The organism is Methanolobus sediminis (assembly GCF_031312595.1).
Lineage (GTDB): Archaea > Halobacteriota > Methanosarcinia > Methanosarcinales > Methanosarcinaceae > Methanolobus > Methanolobus sediminis.
The window spans coordinates 2453985-2472288 of record NZ_CP133592.1 but is presented as its reverse complement, the minus strand read 5'-3'; the positions used below and the strand labels follow the sequence as shown (position 1 = coordinate 2472288).

16 protein-coding genes are annotated in these 18304 nt (G+C 41.5%); 14 read left to right on the top strand and 2 right to left on the bottom strand.

The window, feature by feature from the left end; all coding sequences use genetic code 11:
* The first annotated feature begins 74 nt into the window (after positions 1 to 74).
* The 5 genes from RE474_RS12330 (at position 75) to RE474_RS12310 (ending at position 4932) form a co-directional block, all read left to right on the top strand.
* Complete coding sequence (locus tag RE474_RS12330) at positions 75 to 659, top strand: GTP-binding protein (protein ID WP_309310659.1); 585 nt, start codon at positions 75 to 77, stop codon at positions 657 to 659.
* 321 nt (positions 660 to 980) lie between these two features.
* The gene (locus tag RE474_RS12325; protein WP_309310658.1) at positions 981 to 2285 is read left to right on the top strand and encodes an O-acetylhomoserine aminocarboxypropyltransferase/cysteine synthase family protein; all 1305 of its coding nucleotides are present in this window, start codon (positions 981 to 983) and stop codon (positions 2283 to 2285) included.
* On the top strand, positions 2282 to 3751 hold the full coding sequence (gene metX, locus RE474_RS12320) for a homoserine O-acetyltransferase MetX (RefSeq protein ID WP_309310657.1): 1470 nt from the start codon (positions 2282 to 2284) through the stop codon (positions 3749 to 3751). The genes RE474_RS12325 and metX overlap by 4 nt, the downstream gene beginning before the upstream one ends.
* Positions 3752 to 3868: 117 nt before the next feature.
* Entirely contained in the window at positions 3869 to 4231 is a 363-nt protein-coding gene (locus RE474_RS12315; RefSeq protein WP_309310656.1) for an HTH domain-containing protein, read from the top strand.
* A gap of 86 nt (positions 4232 to 4317) precedes the next feature.
* Complete coding sequence (locus RE474_RS12310) at positions 4318 to 4932, top strand: 4Fe-4S binding protein (protein WP_309310655.1); 615 nt, start codon at positions 4318 to 4320, stop codon at positions 4930 to 4932.
* Between the two features lie 250 nt (positions 4933 to 5182).
* Here the strand turns inward: RE474_RS12310 and RE474_RS12305 are convergent, their stop codons facing one another.
* Entirely contained in the window at positions 5183 to 5677 is a 495-nt protein-coding gene (locus RE474_RS12305; protein WP_309310654.1) for a DUF2115 domain-containing protein, read from the bottom strand.
* A gap of 118 nt (positions 5678 to 5795) precedes the next feature.
* On the opposite strand from RE474_RS12305, the gene RE474_RS12300 reads away from it, so the two are divergent.
* Together RE474_RS12300 and RE474_RS12295 are read left to right on the top strand one after the other, a co-directional pair.
* Positions 5796 to 6578, top strand: coding sequence for a hypothetical protein (locus RE474_RS12300; RefSeq protein WP_309310653.1), 783 nt, complete (start codon positions 5796 to 5798; stop codon positions 6576 to 6578).
* A 414-nt stretch (positions 6579 to 6992) separates the two neighbouring features.
* On the top strand, positions 6993 to 8294 hold the full coding sequence (locus RE474_RS12295) for an MFS transporter (protein ID WP_309310652.1): 1302 nt from the start codon (positions 6993 to 6995) through the stop codon (positions 8292 to 8294).
* 193 nt (positions 8295 to 8487) lie between these two features.
* Here RE474_RS12295 and RE474_RS12290 read toward each other — a convergent pair whose 3' ends face one another.
* Positions 8488 to 8634 carry a hypothetical protein gene (locus RE474_RS12290; RefSeq protein ID WP_309310651.1) on the bottom strand — a complete coding sequence of 49 codons (147 nt, stop codon included), beginning with the start codon at positions 8632 to 8634 and terminating at the stop codon, positions 8488 to 8490.
* 156 nt (positions 8635 to 8790) lie between these two features.
* Between RE474_RS12290 and RE474_RS12285 the strand changes: the two genes are divergently transcribed.
* The 7 genes from RE474_RS12285 (at position 8791) to RE474_RS12255 (ending at position 18257) form a co-directional block, all read left to right on the top strand.
* Positions 8791 to 9897 carry a bactofilin family protein gene (locus RE474_RS12285; protein WP_309310650.1) on the top strand — a complete coding sequence of 369 codons (1107 nt, stop codon included), beginning with the start codon at positions 8791 to 8793 and terminating at the stop codon, positions 9895 to 9897.
* Positions 9898 to 10124: 227 nt separating this feature from the next.
* Positions 10125 to 12029, top strand: a complete 1905-nt coding sequence (gene gyrB, locus RE474_RS12280) for a DNA topoisomerase (ATP-hydrolyzing) subunit B (RefSeq protein ID WP_309310649.1) — start codon at positions 10125 to 10127, stop codon at positions 12027 to 12029.
* 11 nt (positions 12030 to 12040) lie between these two features.
* Positions 12041 to 14551 (top strand): DNA gyrase subunit A, encoded by a 2511-nt coding sequence (gene gyrA / locus RE474_RS12275; RefSeq protein ID WP_309310648.1) that lies wholly within the window; start codon positions 12041 to 12043, stop codon positions 14549 to 14551.
* A 117-nt stretch (positions 14552 to 14668) separates the two neighbouring features.
* Positions 14669 to 15565: a pyridoxal 5'-phosphate synthase lyase subunit PdxS gene (gene pdxS / locus RE474_RS12270; RefSeq protein WP_309310647.1), complete on the top strand. Its 897-nt coding sequence runs from the start codon at positions 14669 to 14671 to the stop codon at positions 15563 to 15565.
* 80 nt (positions 15566 to 15645) lie between these two features.
* Positions 15646 to 16242: a pyridoxal 5'-phosphate synthase glutaminase subunit PdxT gene (pdxT, locus tag RE474_RS12265; protein WP_309310646.1), complete on the top strand. Its 597-nt coding sequence runs from the start codon at positions 15646 to 15648 to the stop codon at positions 16240 to 16242.
* A 474-nt stretch (positions 16243 to 16716) separates the two neighbouring features.
* Positions 16717 to 17559, top strand: coding sequence for a PEF-CTERM sorting domain-containing protein (locus RE474_RS12260; RefSeq protein ID WP_309310645.1), 843 nt, complete (start codon positions 16717 to 16719; stop codon positions 17557 to 17559).
* Positions 17560 to 17849: 290 nt separating this feature from the next.
* The gene (locus RE474_RS12255; RefSeq protein ID WP_309310644.1) at positions 17850 to 18257 is read left to right on the top strand and encodes a pyridoxamine 5'-phosphate oxidase family protein; all 408 of its coding nucleotides are present in this window, start codon (positions 17850 to 17852) and stop codon (positions 18255 to 18257) included.
* The last annotated feature ends 47 nt before the right edge of the window (positions 18258 to 18304 follow it).

Genomic DNA, 18304 nt, shown 5'->3' with positions numbered 1-18304 from the left:
TGGCATCACTCTCAAACACCTAAACCGTAAGATTCAAGGACGTTTCTTATCAATATCTTTGTGGAGTGTATCTTATGAAAGTTAGCATAATAGGCGGAGCTACAGGCAGCGGCAAGACCACACTTATTCTGAAACTTGCAAAATATCTCAATTCCAAAGGAGAGAAGATCGGAGTCATAGTTCAGGAAACAGGCGAAGTAGATTATGATGAGAAAACGCTCACTGAACTTGGAATTAAGACAAGGGAAGTCAACAGTGTGTGTATTCCATGTTCTCTTGATACCGATATAAGAAGTAATCTCCTGACAATACAGGAAGAATTCAACCCGGATACAGTATTCATTGAAGCCGAAGAGACAGTGCTACCTCACAAGCTAAAAGCTGACCTTGAAAGAATGGAGCTTGCTGATGTAGAACTTTTGCCTTCTGTTGTACTTGTGGATTCACTTGATTTTGAAACGGAAGAAGACCAGCTTACAGAGTATGTCAGGAAACAAACATCAGGTGCAGAGATTGTTTGTATCGGCAAGATATGGTTAGATACTAACGAACATTCCGATGCTGTTTCAAAGCTTGTCAGGAACCTTAATCCTGAAGCTAAAATAGCCTTTTATCCTGAAAATGATTATGAGAGTTTCCCGGCTGAATTACTGGAATGAAATAATTTTTTTGAAGAATTAGTTATTAGAGTAGAAATGATAAGGGATTTATCATATCTGCTGTTTTTCTGGAAGTGACTTCTGCATTCACTTTTTATTCAGACTTTTTACTTCTGTATTTTATCTGCCACCAATTAAATATAAATTAGAGAGCATACAAAATAACTATGCAACTGAGTAACACAAAATAAAGATAACCACAACATTAAAATAACTCATAGTAATATTCACAAAGTGAATTATGCGAAATTATATATAGCATTGCATCTATCATGAAATAGTGCAAAACTGAAGCACATTAGAAAATCCAGAGGAAATAAAATGACCAAAAGAAACTATGGACCAAATACCCTGGCGTTACATGCAGGGCAGGAACCTGATCCTACAACAGGGTCACGTGCGGTTCCTATCTACCAGACAGCATCATACACATTCAAAGACGCAGAACATGCAGCCAATCTTTTCGGACTGAAGGAATTCGGTAACATCTACACAAGGCTCATGAACCCAACCACCGATGTGCTTGAAAAGAGAGTTGCTGCCATTGAAGGTGGTACAGGTGCACTTGCAGTTTCCTCTGGGATGTCCGCCATCACTCTTGCAACACTAGGTGTGACAGGGCCGGGCGATGAGATCGTTGCAGCCGATAACCTCTACGGTGGAACTTACCAATTATTCAATAACACATTCAAGAACCTTGCAAGAAAAGTGGTCTTTGTGGATTCTACAAAACCTGAAGAATTCAAAAAAGCTATTACAGAGAAAACAAAGGCAATCTACACCGAGATAATCGGAAATCCGAAACTAGATGTACCAAACCTTGAGGAAATTTCAAAGATAGCACATGAAGCAGGAATACCACTTATAGTTGACAACACTGTGGGAATCGGTATTGTAAAACCTATTGACCTTGGAGCAGACATTGTGGTACTTTCCGCAACCAAATTCCTTGGAGGACACGGAACAACTATCGGCGGAGTCATTGTTGATTCCGGTAAATTCAACTGGGACAACGGAAAGTTCCCCGGGCTTACAGAACCTGACCCTGGTTATCACGGCCTCAAATACTGGGAAACATTCGGTGATTTTCCGGAACTTGGTAACATCGCATTCATAATCAAGATGAGAGTGCACTTGCTGCGTGATCTTGGACCTGCACTGAGTCCTTTCAATTCATTCCTGCTGCTGCAGGGACTTGAGACACTTCCACTAAGGATTGAAAGACATAGCAGTAATGCACTCAAGGTTGCAGAGTTCCTGAACGATCATCCTGCCGTTGAATGGGTGAATTATCCGGGACTTAAAGGACATCCAAGCCATGAACTTGCAACAAAATACCTGAAAGGAAAGTATGGTGCAATCCTTGGGTTTGGGATCAAAGGCGGTCTTGAAGCAGGAAAGAAATTTATTGATAGTGTTGAACTACTTTCACACCTTGCAAACATCGGTGACGCAAAGACACTTGTCATCCACCCTGCATCAACAACTCACCAGCAGCTGACCGCTGATGAGAGGCTGTCAACCGGAGTCACTGATGACTTCATCCGCATGTCCGTGGGACTTGAAGATGTGGAAGACCTGATAGCTGACATTGACCAGGCGCTTAAAAGATCCCAGGAACTATGAAGAAAGAATGTGTTGGGATCGTAGAGACTAAGTTCTTCAATCTTCCAGGAGAACTGGTGCTTGACAGTGGAAAAAAGCTGAAGGAAGTCCAAATAGCTTACGAGACCTACGGAAAGCTGAATCCCGATAAAAGCAATGCGATTCTCATCTGCCATGCACTCACCGGCGATGCTCACGCAGCCGGTCTGCATAGCGGTGAAAGCAAAGCCGGATGGTGGGATACACTGATAGGGCCTGGAAAGATCATTGATACTGACAAGTATTTTGTAATTTGTTCCAATGTACTGGGAGGATGCAAAGGCTCGACCGGACCATCCTCCATAAATCCTGAAACCGGTAAAGAATACGGAACCGCTTTCCCCTTCATAACCATAAAGGATATGGTAAAAGCCCAGAAGGAACTTGTCGACCACTTTGGTATTAAGAAACTCTTTGCTATTATCGGAGGTTCTATGGGAGGAACTCAGGTTCTTCAGTGGTCTGTGACATATCCTGATAGCGTAGGCAAGGCAATTGTTATTGCAAGTACGGCACGTTCCTCACCTCAGCAAATAGCATTCAGTGAGGTGGGAAGAATGGCTATACTCTCTGATCCTGACTGGAACAACGGTGATTATTATTCAGGTAACGCACCCATTCATGGTCTTGCGCTGGCAAGAATGATCGGACATATAACCTATCTGAGTGATGACTCCATGCACCAGAAGTTTGGAAGAAAACTCCAGGACAAGCAGGATCTGGATTATAACCTTGGTTTTGATTTCCAGGTTGAGAGCTACCTGCATTATCAGGGACAGTCCTTTACAAAGAGATTTGATGCGAATTCCTATCTTTATATTACAAAGGCACTGGACTACTTTGACCTTACATTGAATGGTTCCCTGATAGAAGGAATGAAAAATGCGAGGGCAAAGTTCCTGATCGTAGCGGTGAGCTCTGACTGGCTTTATCCACCATACCAGTCGAAAGAAGTTGTTTCCGCATTAACTGCTAATGACATTGATGTGACCTACAGGGAGATCGAGTCCAATTACGGACATGATGCTTTCCTGCTGGAATCCGGGCAGCTTGGTTACATTATCGGTAACTTCCTTTCACATACACTTGTTTCCGATATAATGAAAAAAGAGATTAAAACTATCAGAAATGGGTTGAGTATTGAGGAAACTGCACAGGTCATGTTTGAGAATGGAATTACTCATCTGCCGGTTGTAGATGATGAGAATGTAATCACAGGAATTGTGACATCATGGGATATTTCAAAAGCAGTTGCCATGAAATGTAACTCACTTGACATGATAATGGTTAGAGATGTGATAACGGCAAACGGAAATGAAGATATTGAAAGTGCTGCAAAGAAAATGGAGCAGCATAATATTTCTGCTCTCCCCGTAGTTGATGAATCAAACAAAATTATTGGAATCATCGGCAGCGAGGAGATCAACCGGCTTATTGGAAGTTCCTGATCATTTCTTTTTTACTCAAATAGTACTGTTGTTTTTCCGCAGTATTTGACAGTTCTTGAAACGCTTTATATACAGCTGCTGCTTTAATACAGTACTGTTGATTATCGGAGGTATCAAATGGTTGACTTTGCCTGTAAAGAGTTTGAGATCGAAGCTGTAATTAAATGCGGATTGAACCTGACAAAAGCCGAACTTCAGATATTGAAGTATTTCCTGCAATACGGACAGAACTGGCTTACTACAGAAAAAATAGCTGAAGAGCTCGAACTTAACCTTTCAACTGTCCAGAGAAGTGTAAAGAAACTCTATGAAAGAAAAATACTCATCCGCTCCCAGAACAACATGGATGGCGGAGGATACTTCTTTGTATACAAGATCCGCAGCAAGAAGGATATTCATGAACTTATCATGGAGATCGTCAATAGCTGGGTCAAGAGAGTGGACAGTGAATTGCAGTCATGGGCTGACGAGAACCAGTAGAACCAGCAATACCTCTGAAAATTGTGCTACATAAATACTTCAAAAAAAAAACATAAGAATTATAAGAGAAAAGAGAGGGTGAAATTGTGCTGAAAATTACTCCATATCTTGGAATCCTTGTCGTTATCGTATCCATTGCAGGACTCTGGTTCCCGCTTCTGGGATATTTCCTGCTGCTTGTCTTTGCAACACTGCTTATAACAAGTGTCTTCCGTGGAAGATGGTTCTGCGGAAACCTCTGCCCGAGAGGAAGTTTCAATGACTTCTGGGTTGGGAAAATAACAAGAGGAAAGAAAATACCAAAAATACTGAGAAGCTACCGGGTCAGGATTCCCCTGTTCCTGCTCATGATGGGATTTATGGGCTACAGGCTCCTCAACACACACGGACTTATCAACCAGATCGGTATGGTCTTTGTTATCATGTGCCTGGTTACAACTACAATTGCACTGATCGCAGGAACTACAGTCAGTCCACGTACATGGTGTACATTCTGTCCAATGGGAACCATACAGAACCTCATAGGTGGCCAGAAATACCAGCTCCATACAGATGAATCAAAGTGTATCAACTGTAACAAGTGTGAGAAGGTCTGCCCGATGCAGCTTGATGTCCACACCAACAGCACCAAGCCTGACTGTATCAAGTGTGGAAGATGCATTACAGCATGTCCGACAAAAGCACTGTCATTCAAGGCCTGAATATCTTTCCTAATTCAGGCCCTACCTCCTATTTTTTATTTTGTTTTGTTTTTTAGTGACGAAAAAGCAAGCTTAAATCTAAAAACAAAGCAACCAGCCGCCGAAGGCGGCAACTTCCGATGATTCCATACAGAAGGTATACGAAAAAGTATAGAATTCGCAGATATTTTGTTTAGTCTTTTGGGAAAAGCGCCGGCTTCGCCGTGCCCTTCGGGATCATTCAAGTTATTCAATTTGTCATTTCTATTCTTTACTGTTCTTCACTGTTCTTACAGATACAGAACTCACAAAATGAGATGCCGGTTTCAGTTTGCTTATCCTTGACTGGACAATAATAAAAAATTCCATCTTCTGTTATCTTTAGTCCTCCGGGGAAAATCATTCCCACAGGATGCAGTGGTTTTTTGACTATGAAAGTAAGGTAGATATGAACGATACTGATAAACCGGTTCATAGCATCTCTTTTCCTGTCGCCCGGGTCGTTTTTCTCGTTTATACTGGAAAGAGCCGCTTCATAGTCTGCCGGATCAATTTCCCGTATCACAATTTCATCCGGCCTGCACTTCCGGATTTCCAGGAAACTTTCATAGAGGAATATAAAATAATCAGATGAATAGATGGTTTTGTAAGGCTCAGGGACATGTTCCACAGCTTCCATAGCATAAGCTCGTGCAAGGCTGATGTCTGCATTGCTGATACTTCTGCTGTCTTTTTGCAGCCTGGAAAGAAGTTCTGAAGTATTCATTCTTCTATTAATCAGTACTACACATGTGTTAACCTTTTTTACTAATAGGTTCTAAAATAACTCTTATCTTGAACCTTAACATAGATGTGGAAAAACAATCAACGGAAAAAGAGTAAAAATGAATCCCGGCAAAAAAAGGCGTGACTATAACGATATTGAATCTATCCTGAACTACAGGAAAGATATCATCTTCAGGGAACATGCCGCTAAGCTTGATATCTTTCAGGATTCAATAGAATTGTTATTCTATCTTACAACAGTTCTGAATGCCGGATTCATTGATGAGTTAAAAACAACAGGCCAACGTCCTGATGGTCCTAAATCCATTATACCTGTACTATTTGAGCGAAACAACCACAATTTGATCGCAGCCTACAAATTAGCATGTATTGGCCTGAACAATCCTGCTTACCTGAATTTAAGAACTGTTTTTGAAGGGATTACCCAGATGTACCTGCTTCATCTGACTGACAGAGAAGCATACATTTTCTATAAGCAACAGTTAGGTACACTTACGGAAGATGAAGAAAAAGAGTTGAAAAATAAGCATCACTGGCTCAGGCCATCAAGAATACGCGAAGTGTTATACACTGGAGAGAAGAAAAAACTTGTAGATGATTTTTATATACTCATTTCTAATGCAGCCCATCCCGGTATAAAAAGAGCAATGGGCGATTTCGAATACCGTGAAGAAGTAACTTTTGACGTGCTATCCATTTTACTGGCACTGGCATCTGCAAGTCTTGCAAGTATCAAAGACATCTATTCATCCATGATCGACGAGGAAGAATCCAAAGATATCGATAATATACTGAACAGGGTGACACAGGAATTGAATGGACAGGTGATGGACATCAGTCCGAATCATCCGGGTTTGAAAAGGGATAAGGAATATAGTTAATAAGAAAAAACAGAACTCCTATTAGAAATTAAAAATTATAGTTTTAATTAGAACGAAAAAACATAAGTCTAAAAAATAGATTTAAAATCCCATTTTTTCCATTCTGAATAAGATATAATGAGTGTATTTTGCCTTATATCCTCCAAATCCTGTCTTTCAAAAGCATGAGCAACTGAATTGTAAATAGAAACAATAGGCGTTAAATTTATCTTAAATTAGGATTATTAATCGACCATTATTATAAGAAGATGTCAATTTTTTTGATACATATAGACACAACCTTGTGTTAAACTTTCTTATTAATAAAAATTCACACACAAGGTGATAATTTGTTAACAAGCAGAAAAGAGAATCTAATTCATACATTCATGTATGTTTGTTTTATGACATTTGCTACAAAAAAGGTGATAGAGAATGGAAGGAATTCCTACTGAAAGACTAGTAACAAGTGTTCAAAAAAGTAAATCTAAGAATAAACATGAGACTTTAAAACTCATTGTTATCCTTGGTGCATCAATGTTAACTATCATGGGTGCAGCTGCAATTGCACCGGCACTCCCGGAGATGCTGAAATTCTTTGCTGATGTGCCAAATGCGGGTCTTTTTGTTTCCATGGTTGTCACTCTTCCTGCTCTTGGAATTATTATCAGTTCGCCTTTCATTGGTGTGCTTGCTGATAAATATAGCAGGAAAAAAATGCTTATAGTCGCACTTGCAATCTTTGGATTTGTAGGTGCAAGCGGTGCAGTTCTTAATTCACTATACATGATACTTGCTTGCAGGGTGCTACTTGGAATTGGCATATCTGGTATGACTATATGTGCAACTGCTTTACTGGCAGACAATTACTCTGGCGTGGAACTGAGGAAAAAAATGGGACTACAATCAGCTTGTATGGGTTTTGGTGCTGTAATACTTGAGATTACAGGTGGTGCACTTGCAGATATCAGCTGGCATGCACCTTTCTATATTTACCTTATATCACTGGTGCTAATCCCTGGAGCACTGATATCTATCAGCAGCTCGAAGAATAATCCTGTTCTGGAAAAAAACGAACTGAAAAACAATAAACCACACGGACATGCACATCGTCTGGAGAAATGGAATCTTGACCTGAAAAGCATAGCTTTGATCTATATAGCAACAATAGTGATGATGGTACTTTTCTTCTCAGTTCCAACAAAACTTCCATTCGTTCTGGATGAAAAAGGAATCGATTCTGCACTCCTTATAGGTGCCCTGATATCCATACCCGGACTTTTCGCAACATTTGGAGCACTGAGTCATATAAGAATTTCTGGCTTCATTTCTGAGATAAAGACTAATGTCTTTTTTTTCATGATACTTGGTGCAGGTGTTTTCACCCTATCGATTGTATCTAATATGACTATACTAATAGCAGGTTTGATTGTTACAGGAATTGCTTTCGGCATCATTAATGCAACAAACCTGAGCTGGCTTGGAAGAATTGCACCAGAGCAAATGAGAGGAAAGATATTTTCCGGATATGCAACTGTTCTTTTCTTTGGACAATTTATATGCCCGATAGTCATCCAGCCTATACTTAAGACTGGTACACTCTACGATGCATATGCATTCCTTGGAATAGCAGCAATCGCACTTGGAATAGTATTTGGAATTGTTAATGTCATGGGAATCATTGAGCAAACACCAGTAATCACTGAGCACCATGTAGCAATTGGAATCGAAGAGTAAATAAAAAATGAAGGTTTTGGGGAGTGAGGATTTTTCATATTCTTTATCCTTCCCCTTAAACTGATATGGTACAAGAATTATTCCTCACCCATATTTCCAACCGTTCCCTTACATGAGATTCTAAAGTAAATGGTTTATCCGCATCAGCATTCTTTTTCATGTAATGTAGAGTAACTTTTGAGAATCCCATCTTCTACTCAGAATAAGATGTACTCAATATGTTCTGCCTGATTTCGTCTGAATCCTGCCTTTCAACTGAGTAAGCAGACTTACTATAATCAAGAGTCTTCCTTTTCTCAACAAAATACTGAGCAAGCTTCAAAAGAGGTTTCAAGTTCATGATTCTAAGGATTTAATTTGTTGAAATTCCGAGTTGTACATACTTACTCAAAAGAAATTAGATGCCGAGCCAGTGCAATCGAATAAGCATTTAATCAATGAAAAACAAAGAATAGAATAATCACTAAAATTTAATTGTAGAGGGGGAGTCTACAAAATGAAACCTGGCTTACAAGCTTTATGCAGGATTATGCTGCTGGTTGTTACTTTTATGTTATTCATCCATACGGCTGCAGCATATACCACAATTGAAAGTGGTGACACAGTTGTCATTGATGATGTGATAGATGATGATGTGATTGTTGCCGGCGGAAATGTTATAATTGAGGGGACCGTCAATGGTGATGTGGTCGTTGCCGGTGGCACGGTTAACGTGAAAGGAACCATTGAAGAAGATCTTATCGTTGCTGCAGGAGATGTTACTATCAGCGGTACGGTAGGCGATGATGTAAGGGTCGCATCGGGAACGCTAACGATTGACGGAAGTGTGCAGGATGATGTAATTTCCTTTACCGGTGAGACGATTCTTGCTGATACGGGAAACATTGGAGGAGACCTTTCAGCCGGTTCAGGGAAGATCACTATTCTGGGAGACGTTGTTGGTAACGTAGAAGCTTCTGCAAAAGAGATCGATATTGAAGGTAATATTGGCGGAAATGCAGAACTAAACGCGGAGAAAATAACAATATCACCTGATGCTTCCATAGCTGGTAATCTTGAATACAGGAGCAGATCCGAAACAAAAATTGAGGAAGGAGTTGTTGGGAATAATATTCAATACTACGAAATGGAATATCATGACAATGGTAGAATTGTATCATCCCTGATAAGCGGACTTATTTCATATCTTGCATTGGTCCTTATAGGTCTTATCGGACTGGCGATATGGCCGGAATACATGGAAAATATCGCTGCTAAAACTTCTGAATCTCCAGGAATGGCTTTTCTTACAGGACTGCTTGTTCTGATAGTAGCAAGTATACTGGCAATACTGCTCTTTGTCACTATCATAGGAATTCCACTGGGACTTATCATGATGGTAACTCTCTTTGTAATGCTTTACGTTGCAAGGATAATAGCATCCATATGGATCGGACGTCATCTGCTAAGTAAAATGGGTAAAAGTACAAGGACAATGAACGAAATGGCATTCGGACTTCTGGTACTGCTCATTGTAAGTGCAATCCCGATCATAGGCGGACTTATTTATCTGGCTGCAACACTCATACCAATTGGTAACATCTATATGGCAGCAAGAAACTGATTTTTAAGTTTCTTTTTTTACTTTTTTAATCAATTTTATATAAACATTTAATAAGCATGAATGCATATTAGAAGCCAGATGTTTTAAGTTAAAATAAGAAACGAGAGATTGAACGTTAATATTTCTTTGACTGTATTTTAAAGAACGAACTAGTGTACGTTTTAGACACGAATCAATCAAGCATTGTTAATCGCGATTATAAACTTTTTCACGGAGCTGTTATTTAAATGAGTGAAAAACAGACTTATGATGCAAGCAATATTCAGGTACTTGAAGGGCTGGAAGCTGTTCGCAAACGCCCGAGCATGTACATCGGAAGTATCGATGGCAGGGGACTTCACCACCTGGTCTACGAAGTAGTGGACAACAGTATCGATGAAGCACTGGCCGGATATTGTACACAGATAGATGTATCGATAAATCATGACGGGACCATCACAGTCCAGGATAACGGACGAGGTATTCCGGTAGGAACACACTCGAAATACAACAAATCCGCACTTGAAGTGGTAATGACCATTCTCCATGCAGGAGGTAAATTCGATAAGAACACCTACAAGGTATCCGGTGGTCTGCACGGTGTTGGTGTTTCAGTTGTGAATGCACTTTCCGAGTGGCTGGAAGCCGAGGTCCAGCGTGACGGGAAAATATACTACCAGCGCTATGAACGTGGAACTCCTACGGATGACCTGCTGGAGATAGGAGAAACTTCCAGTACAGGTACAAAAATAACTTTCATGCCGGATTCCAAAATATTTGAGACCACTAAATTCGCGTATGAAACACTTGCAACAAGGCTTCGTGAACTTGCATTCCTCAACAAAGGAATTAAAATCAGCATAGCGGATGACCGTGGGGAAGAAAAGGTCGAAGAGAAATTCGAGTATGAAGGCGGTATCGTTTCTTTTGTGGAACACCTCAACCACAACAAGAACCCACTTCACGAATCACCTATCTATTTTGAAAGAACAAAAGACGATACTGTTGTTGAGATCTCAATGCAGTACACGGACAGTTATGCTGAATCTGTATTCTCATTCGTGAATAACATCAACACCCACGAAGGTGGTACTCACCTCGTTGGGTTTAAGGCGGCACTCACAAGGGTTGCTAACGATTACATAAAAAAGAACAATCTTGCAAAAGGTGATGCAAAGCTTTCAGGTGAAGATATCCGTGAAGGTCTCACAGCCATCATCAGCGTCAAGATCACAGAACCCCAATTTGAGGGACAGACCAAAACCAAGCTCGGTAACAGTGAAGTAAAGGGTATTGTCGAGTCCATGGTATCTGAAGGACTTGCAGAATACATGGAAGAAACTCCAAAAGTTGCCACTGCCATCCTTCAGAAAGCTCTTGATGCACAGCGTGCAAGAGAAGCAGCAAAGAAAGCAAGGGAACTCACACGCAGAAAGAGTGCTCTTGATGTCAGTACACTTCCTGGAAAGCTGGCAGATTGTTCCGAGAAGGATCCATCCGTAAGCGAACTGTATCTTGTGGAAGGAGACTCTGCAGGTGGTTCTGCAAAGCAGGGAAGAGACCGTAAGAACCAGGCAATCCTTCCGCTCAGAGGTAAAATCCTCAACGTTGAGAAAGCACGTTTAGCAAAGATCCTCAAGAACAATGAGATCCTTGCATTCATTACAGCTATGGGTACCGGAATCGGTGATGATTACGACATCGAAAAAGCACGTTACCATAAAGTAATCATCATGACTGATGCTGATGTTGACGGAGCTCACATCAGGACACTCATACTTACACTATTCTACAGGTACATGAAACCCATGATAGATGCCGGTTATGTGTACATTGCACAGCCTCCTCTTTACAAGATTAAGAAGGGGAAAGCAGAGTATTACGTCTATTCTGACCGTGAGCTTGCAGCAAAACTGGAAGAGATCGGTGACAAGGGTGTAGGTATACAGCGTTACAAGGGTCTTGGAGAAATGAACCCTGAGCAGCTCTGGGAAACAACCATGAACCCTGAGACAAGAACACTTCTCCAGGTCACCATGGAAGATGCGGTTGCTGCTGATGAGATATTCACCATCCTTATGGGTGATGACGTAGCGCCACGTAAACAATTCATTACAACGCACGCAAAGGACGTTGCGAACCTGGATGTCTGAGGTGAGGAAAAATGGCAGATAATATTGATGATAATAGTATTCAGGACGAAGAGCAGAACAATCCTGAAGAGGAACTTCCTTTTGATATCCAGCCAACAGATACCGGTGAGAAAATAGTTCCCGTCCTTATTGAAGATGAGATGAAGAACTCATTCATGGATTATGCCATGAGTGTAATTGTAAGCCGTGCTCTGCCGGATGCAAAGGATGGTCTCAAGCCAGTTCACCGAAGAATTCTCTATGCCATGAAAGAGGCAGGAATCACCTATGACAAGGCTTACAAGAAGTCTGCCCGTGTAGTGGGAGACGTTCTTGGTAAGTACCACCCGCACGGCGATTCTGCTGTTTATGATTCCCTTGTCAGGATGGTGCAGGATTTCTCCCTGAGATATCCGTTCATAGACGGACAGGGTAACTTCGGTTCAATTGACGGTGACTCCGCTGCTGCTATGCGTTACACTGAGGTTCGCATGGATAAGATATGCGATGAGATGCTTCTTGATATCGATAAGGAGACCATTGCAACACGTCCCAATTATGATGGATCTCTTCAGGAACCGGTTGTGCTTCCTGCAAAACTGCCAAACCTGCTTATTAACGGGTCAACAGGTATTGCTGTGGGAATGGCAACCAACATGGCACCTCACAATCTTACCGAGGTTATCAATGCAACTATGATGATGATCGATAACCCTGATGTGACAATCCAGGAACTTATGACAGCAGTAAAGGGACCTGATTTCCCAACCGGTGGTGTCATACTTGGTAAACAGGGAATCAGGGAAGCTTATGAGACTGGTCGTGGAAGAGTCCGGGTCAGAGCTGTTGCTGAGATAGAGGAGATGAAGAAGGACAAGTACCGCATAGTTGTCTCAGAACTTCCATATCAGGTCAATAAGGCAAAACTTATAGAGGATATCGCAAGCCTTGTCAGGGACAAGAAAGTAACAGGTGTTTCCGACCTTCGTGATGAATCTGACCGTGAGGGTATCAGGGTTGTTATAGAACTTACACGCGGAACAAACGCAAATGTGGTGCTCAACCAGTTGTTCAAGCACACCCAGATGCAGACTACTTTCGGTATCATTAACCTCGCACTTGTGGACGATGTTCCAAGGGAACTGAACCTGAAGCAAATACTCAGGATCTATCTTGATCACCGTATTGACGTTATCCTCAAGCGTACACAGTTCATGCTGAAAAAAGCTGAGGACAGGGCACACATACTCAGGGGTCTCAAGATCGCCCTTGATCACCTCGATGAAGTTATTTCACTTATCCGCTCTTCTGCAAATGTTGATGATGCAAGGGAAGGACTCATTTCAAAATTCGGTCTCGATGAGTTACAGGCAAAGGCTATCCTTGATATGCGCCTGCAGAAACTCACCGGTCTTGAAAGACAGAAGATCGATGATGAATATGACGAACTCCTCAGGCAGATTGCTGAATATAAAGCTATCATCGAAAGTGATGAGAGGAAATATGGAATTATCAGGGAAGAAATCACTGACCTGAAAGAGCGTTTCGGTGACGAGCGCAGAACAGCCATTAAATCCTCTGTTGAGGAACTTGAAACTGAAGACCTCATTCCCGAAGCTGAGATGGTTGTAACCATCACAAACAGTGGATACATCAAGAGACTTCCTGTTGACACATATTCACAGCAGCACAGAGGCGGAAAAGGTGTCATCGGAATGGATACCAAGGATGAGGATTTTGTTGTTGATATCTTTGTAGCTTCAACGCACGATTATCTTATGTTCTTCACAAACCAGGGCCGTGTGCACTGGCGTAAGGTGTACGAGATTCCGGAAGGCAGCAGACAGTCCCGTGGAAAAGCCATTGTGAACCTGCTTGAACTTGGTGAAGGTGAACTGGTTACAGCAATGATACCTGTCAGCGAGTTCAAGGAAGATGAATTCCTGTTCATGGCAACCCGCACAGGTACTGTGAAGAAGAGCCAGCTTTCTGATTTCAGCAACCCACGCAAGAAGGGCATTATTGCCATCAGCCTTGAGGATGAGGATGAACTTGTGAATGTTGCACTTACAGATGGTTCCAAAGACATGGTCATGGTCTCAAGACATGGAAAAGCTATCAGGTTCCCTGAGAGTGAAGTTCGTGTTATGGGTCGCAGTGCCAAGGGTGTCCGGGGAATGAATCTGGAAGAAGGTGACATGGTTGTGAGCCTTGATCTTGTGGATGAAACTGCATCACTTCTGACTGTAACTGAAAATGGTTTTGGTAAGAGAACTGAGTTTGATGAGTACAGGGCCATGCACAGAGGCGGACGTGGCGTGATAACCATAGTCACAAGCCTGCGTAACGGACCTGTGATAAATGTGAAAGCGGTACATGATGAAGATGACATCATGCTTACAAGCTCTGAAGGCATCATAATCCGTATTCCTGTGAAGGACGTACGTGTCCAGGGCAGGAACACACAGGGTGTTAAGATAATGGATGTACGTGCCAGCGATAAAGTAGTAGGAGTAGCAAGGATCAGACCTGACGATGAGTAGATGTAAATGGTATTAAGCATTAACTATATCTAGTAGGCTGAGTAGGTAGGCATTAAATCAGGAATTAAACAATAACCAAACGATAACTATATTTATAAATTAATTCAGGATGATATTATGGAACTTGAGAAATTAAGACACGGTACCGAGCTTATTAAGCGCGGCTTTGCAAAGATGCAGAAAGGCGGTGTGATCATGGACGTTGTAAACGCTGAGCAGGCAAAGATCGCAGAAGAAGCTGGTGCTGTTGCAGTTATGGCACTTCAGGCTGTTCCTGCAGATATCAGGAAAGAGGGCGGAGTTGCCAGGATGGCAGACCCACAGATTGTTTCAGAGATCATTGATGCTGTTACAATTCCTGTTATGGGAAAGGCACGTATCGGTCACTTTGTGGAAGCTGAGATCCTTGAAGCTCTTGGTGTTGACATGGTTGATGAGTCCGAAGTACTCACACCTGCTGACAACAAATACCACATTGATAAGACAGAGTTCACAGTTCCTTTCGTATGTGGTGCAAGAAACCTTGGTGAAGCACTCCGCAGGATAAACGAAGGTGCTGCAATGATCCGTACAAAGGGCGAAGCAGGAACCGGAGATGTCAGCGAGGCTGTCAAGCACATGAAGCAGATCATGGGTGAAGTCCGTGCACTCAAAGGCAAGACAAAGGAAGAACTCATTGCAGTTGCCCGTCATATCGAAGCACCTATCGAGCTTGTACTCGAGACCGCAGAGATGCAGCGTATTCCTGTTGTTAACTTTGCAGCAGGCGGTGTTGCAACACCGGCAGATGCAGCTCTTATGATGCGCATGGGTGCTGACGGTGTTTTCGTCGGTTCAGGAATCTTTAAGTCAGAGAATCCTGAGAAGATGGCAAAGGCAATCGTTGAAGCTGTAAACAACTACGATAACCCAAAGGTACTTGCAGAAGTATCAAAGGGCATTGGCTCAGGAATGAAAGGAATCAGTGTAGATTCAATTCCTGAATCTGACATTCTTCAGACCCGCGGATGGTAAACCCATCCACAATTCTTTTTTATTTTTGATTTGTTTTACTTACATATACTAACTTTACATACTAACTAAAACGTGATCATATGAAATTAGGTGTTATTGCTATTCAGGGAGACGTTTCCGAACACGTAGAGGCTCTTGAAAATGCCCTCAAGCAGCGTGGCGAGAATGGAGAAGTTGTTACTATCAAACACAAGGGAATTGTCCCTGAATGTGATGCACTTGTACTTCCAGGCGGTGAAAGCACAACCCTTGGAAAACTCCTCATGCGTGAAGGCATCGCCGATGAGATAAGAGACATGAACGCAGCAGGCAAACCAATAATGGGAACCTGTGCCGGTCTTATTCTTCTGGCAACTGCCGGAGACGAGCAAGTAGCCAAAACCCACCAGCACCTTTTAGGACTCATGGACACCAAAGTCAACCGAAATGCATTCGGAAGACAGCGCGATTCCTTTGAGATCGGACTTGAACTTCCATTCCTCGATACACCATATAATGCAGTCTTCATCAGAGCACCCGGAATCGTTGAAACCGGAAAAGACGTAACAGTCCTTGCTAAAATCGATGATATGATCGTAGCTGCTGAACAGGGAAATGTTCTTGCGCTGGCATTCCATCCTGAACTTACCGAGGACCTGAGGGTTCACCAGTATTTTTTGGATAAGCTGTTCCAATAACTTCGATTTACTTTTCTTTTTTACTTCTGTTTATTTTTGGCGTTATTGCTGTTTGAGTTCGAATCTAAATGCCAGCACAGAATTTATGGGTAATAGTAATAACCAAAAAACGCAACGCTATTTTAAGTCAATGGTACTATAATCTTCAAAAAATCTATACACATAATTTCTGAAAGTATTTTGAATTATCTTTTTTACTTTCTTTGAATCTAAGCTATTTTTTATATATGATATTATTTTTGAAATAAAATCAAAAAGATTATAATACCTTGAAAACCGAATTTAAAATACAGTCATATTCTATAAACATATGACTTTGGGGGTACGAAAATGAAAATGAAACAAAATATTGTAATTTGTATAGGCATAGCCTTAATGTTTCTGATAATGTCAGCGGGAAATGTTGCCGCTAACGGGGAGATAATAAATGAAGCCGCGCTCCTCCAATTATATAAGACCGATGATATAACTACAGTGGCTCAAGGTGGTACACTCACCTACAACATTACCTATAGCAATCGTGGATATATTGGTAGTGAGTACAACGTGTACAACACAATGCTCATTGATACTCTTCCTCCAGAAGTAAATTACGTATCATCTTCCGATGGTGGTGTGTATGATTCCACTAATCATACAGTTATCTGGGATATTGGAACGGTAGAATATGACTCGCTATTTATGCGCGTTTCGGTCAATGTGACTGTCGATCCATCTACAACAATAGGAACGTATCTGGTAAACTTCGCCGTAATTGACGGAGATGGATCAATGCCAGCAGTGGCTTTTGATGCAGATACAGTGGTTGGTGCTGAGGGTGACGAGGAAGTCCCGCTCCTCCAATTATATAAGACCGATGATGTAACTACAGTGGCTCAAGGTGGTACACTCACCTACAACATTACCTATAGCAATCGTGGATATATTGGTAGTGAGTACAATGTGTACAACACAATGCTCATTGATACTCTTCCTCCAGAAGTAAATTACGTATCATCTTCCGATGGTGGTGTGTATGATTCCACTAATCATACAGTTATCTGGGATATTGGAACGGTAGAATATGACTCGCTATTTATGCACGTTTCGGTCAATGTGACTGTCAATCCATCTACAACGGTAGGGACATATCTGGTAAACTTCGCCGTAATTGACGGAGATGGATCAATGCCAGTAGTGGTCTTTGATGCAGATACGGTGGTTGTCGGCGGAGAAGTTCCAAATCCACAAAACCCAATTCCAGAGTTCCCAACAATTGCTCTTCCAGTAATTGCAGTTCTTGGTCTGGCATTGTTCTTCCAGCGTAGAAAAGATTAATAAATAATTGATTGGAGGTTTAAACCCTCCATCTATTTTTATTTAAAATCTAAGTGCTAAAAAGCACTCACCAATTTCCTCGCTTCCTTTGTCCAGAAATTGAATTTCTAACTACTCAAAATCCTGTCCTTCATTCTCTTGAGTGTGCTCCTCTCCATAACTCCATATCCTCTTGCTTTTTACATCCCTTTTTTATCCAACGTTCCGTTGAATCACTAATGAAAAAGCTTAAGCTTGATTAAAGAGTACAATTACTGTACTTTTTATTTTGAAATGCAGAGGTATTAGCAATGGTGAAATTAACAGATGCAATGAAAACAGAGTTTGAAAAGATGAAGATCTTCCCACTGGCAACCGCATCAAAAGATGGTGTTCCAAATGTGATTCCTATTGGAATGTGCTTCCTTCAGGAAGATTTAGAGACTATCTGGATCGTGGACAACTTCTTCCTCAAGACAATGGAGAACCTCAGAGCAAATCCAAAATGTGCAATATATGTATGGGGACCAGAGATCAACGGTTGCTTCCAGATCAAAGGCGATGTAAAGATCATTGACCGTGGAGAGGAATATGACGAAATGCGCAAGATGGTTAAAGCAAAGAGCGACCGTTTCCCTGCAAAACTCCTTGTCAAGATGAAGATCACCGATGTCTTTGAATGTAAGAGCGGTCCTGATGCAGGAAAGAAGTTGCTTTAAGTAACTTCAACTTTTTTATTTTCATTTTCATTTTTTTTAAAATCAAT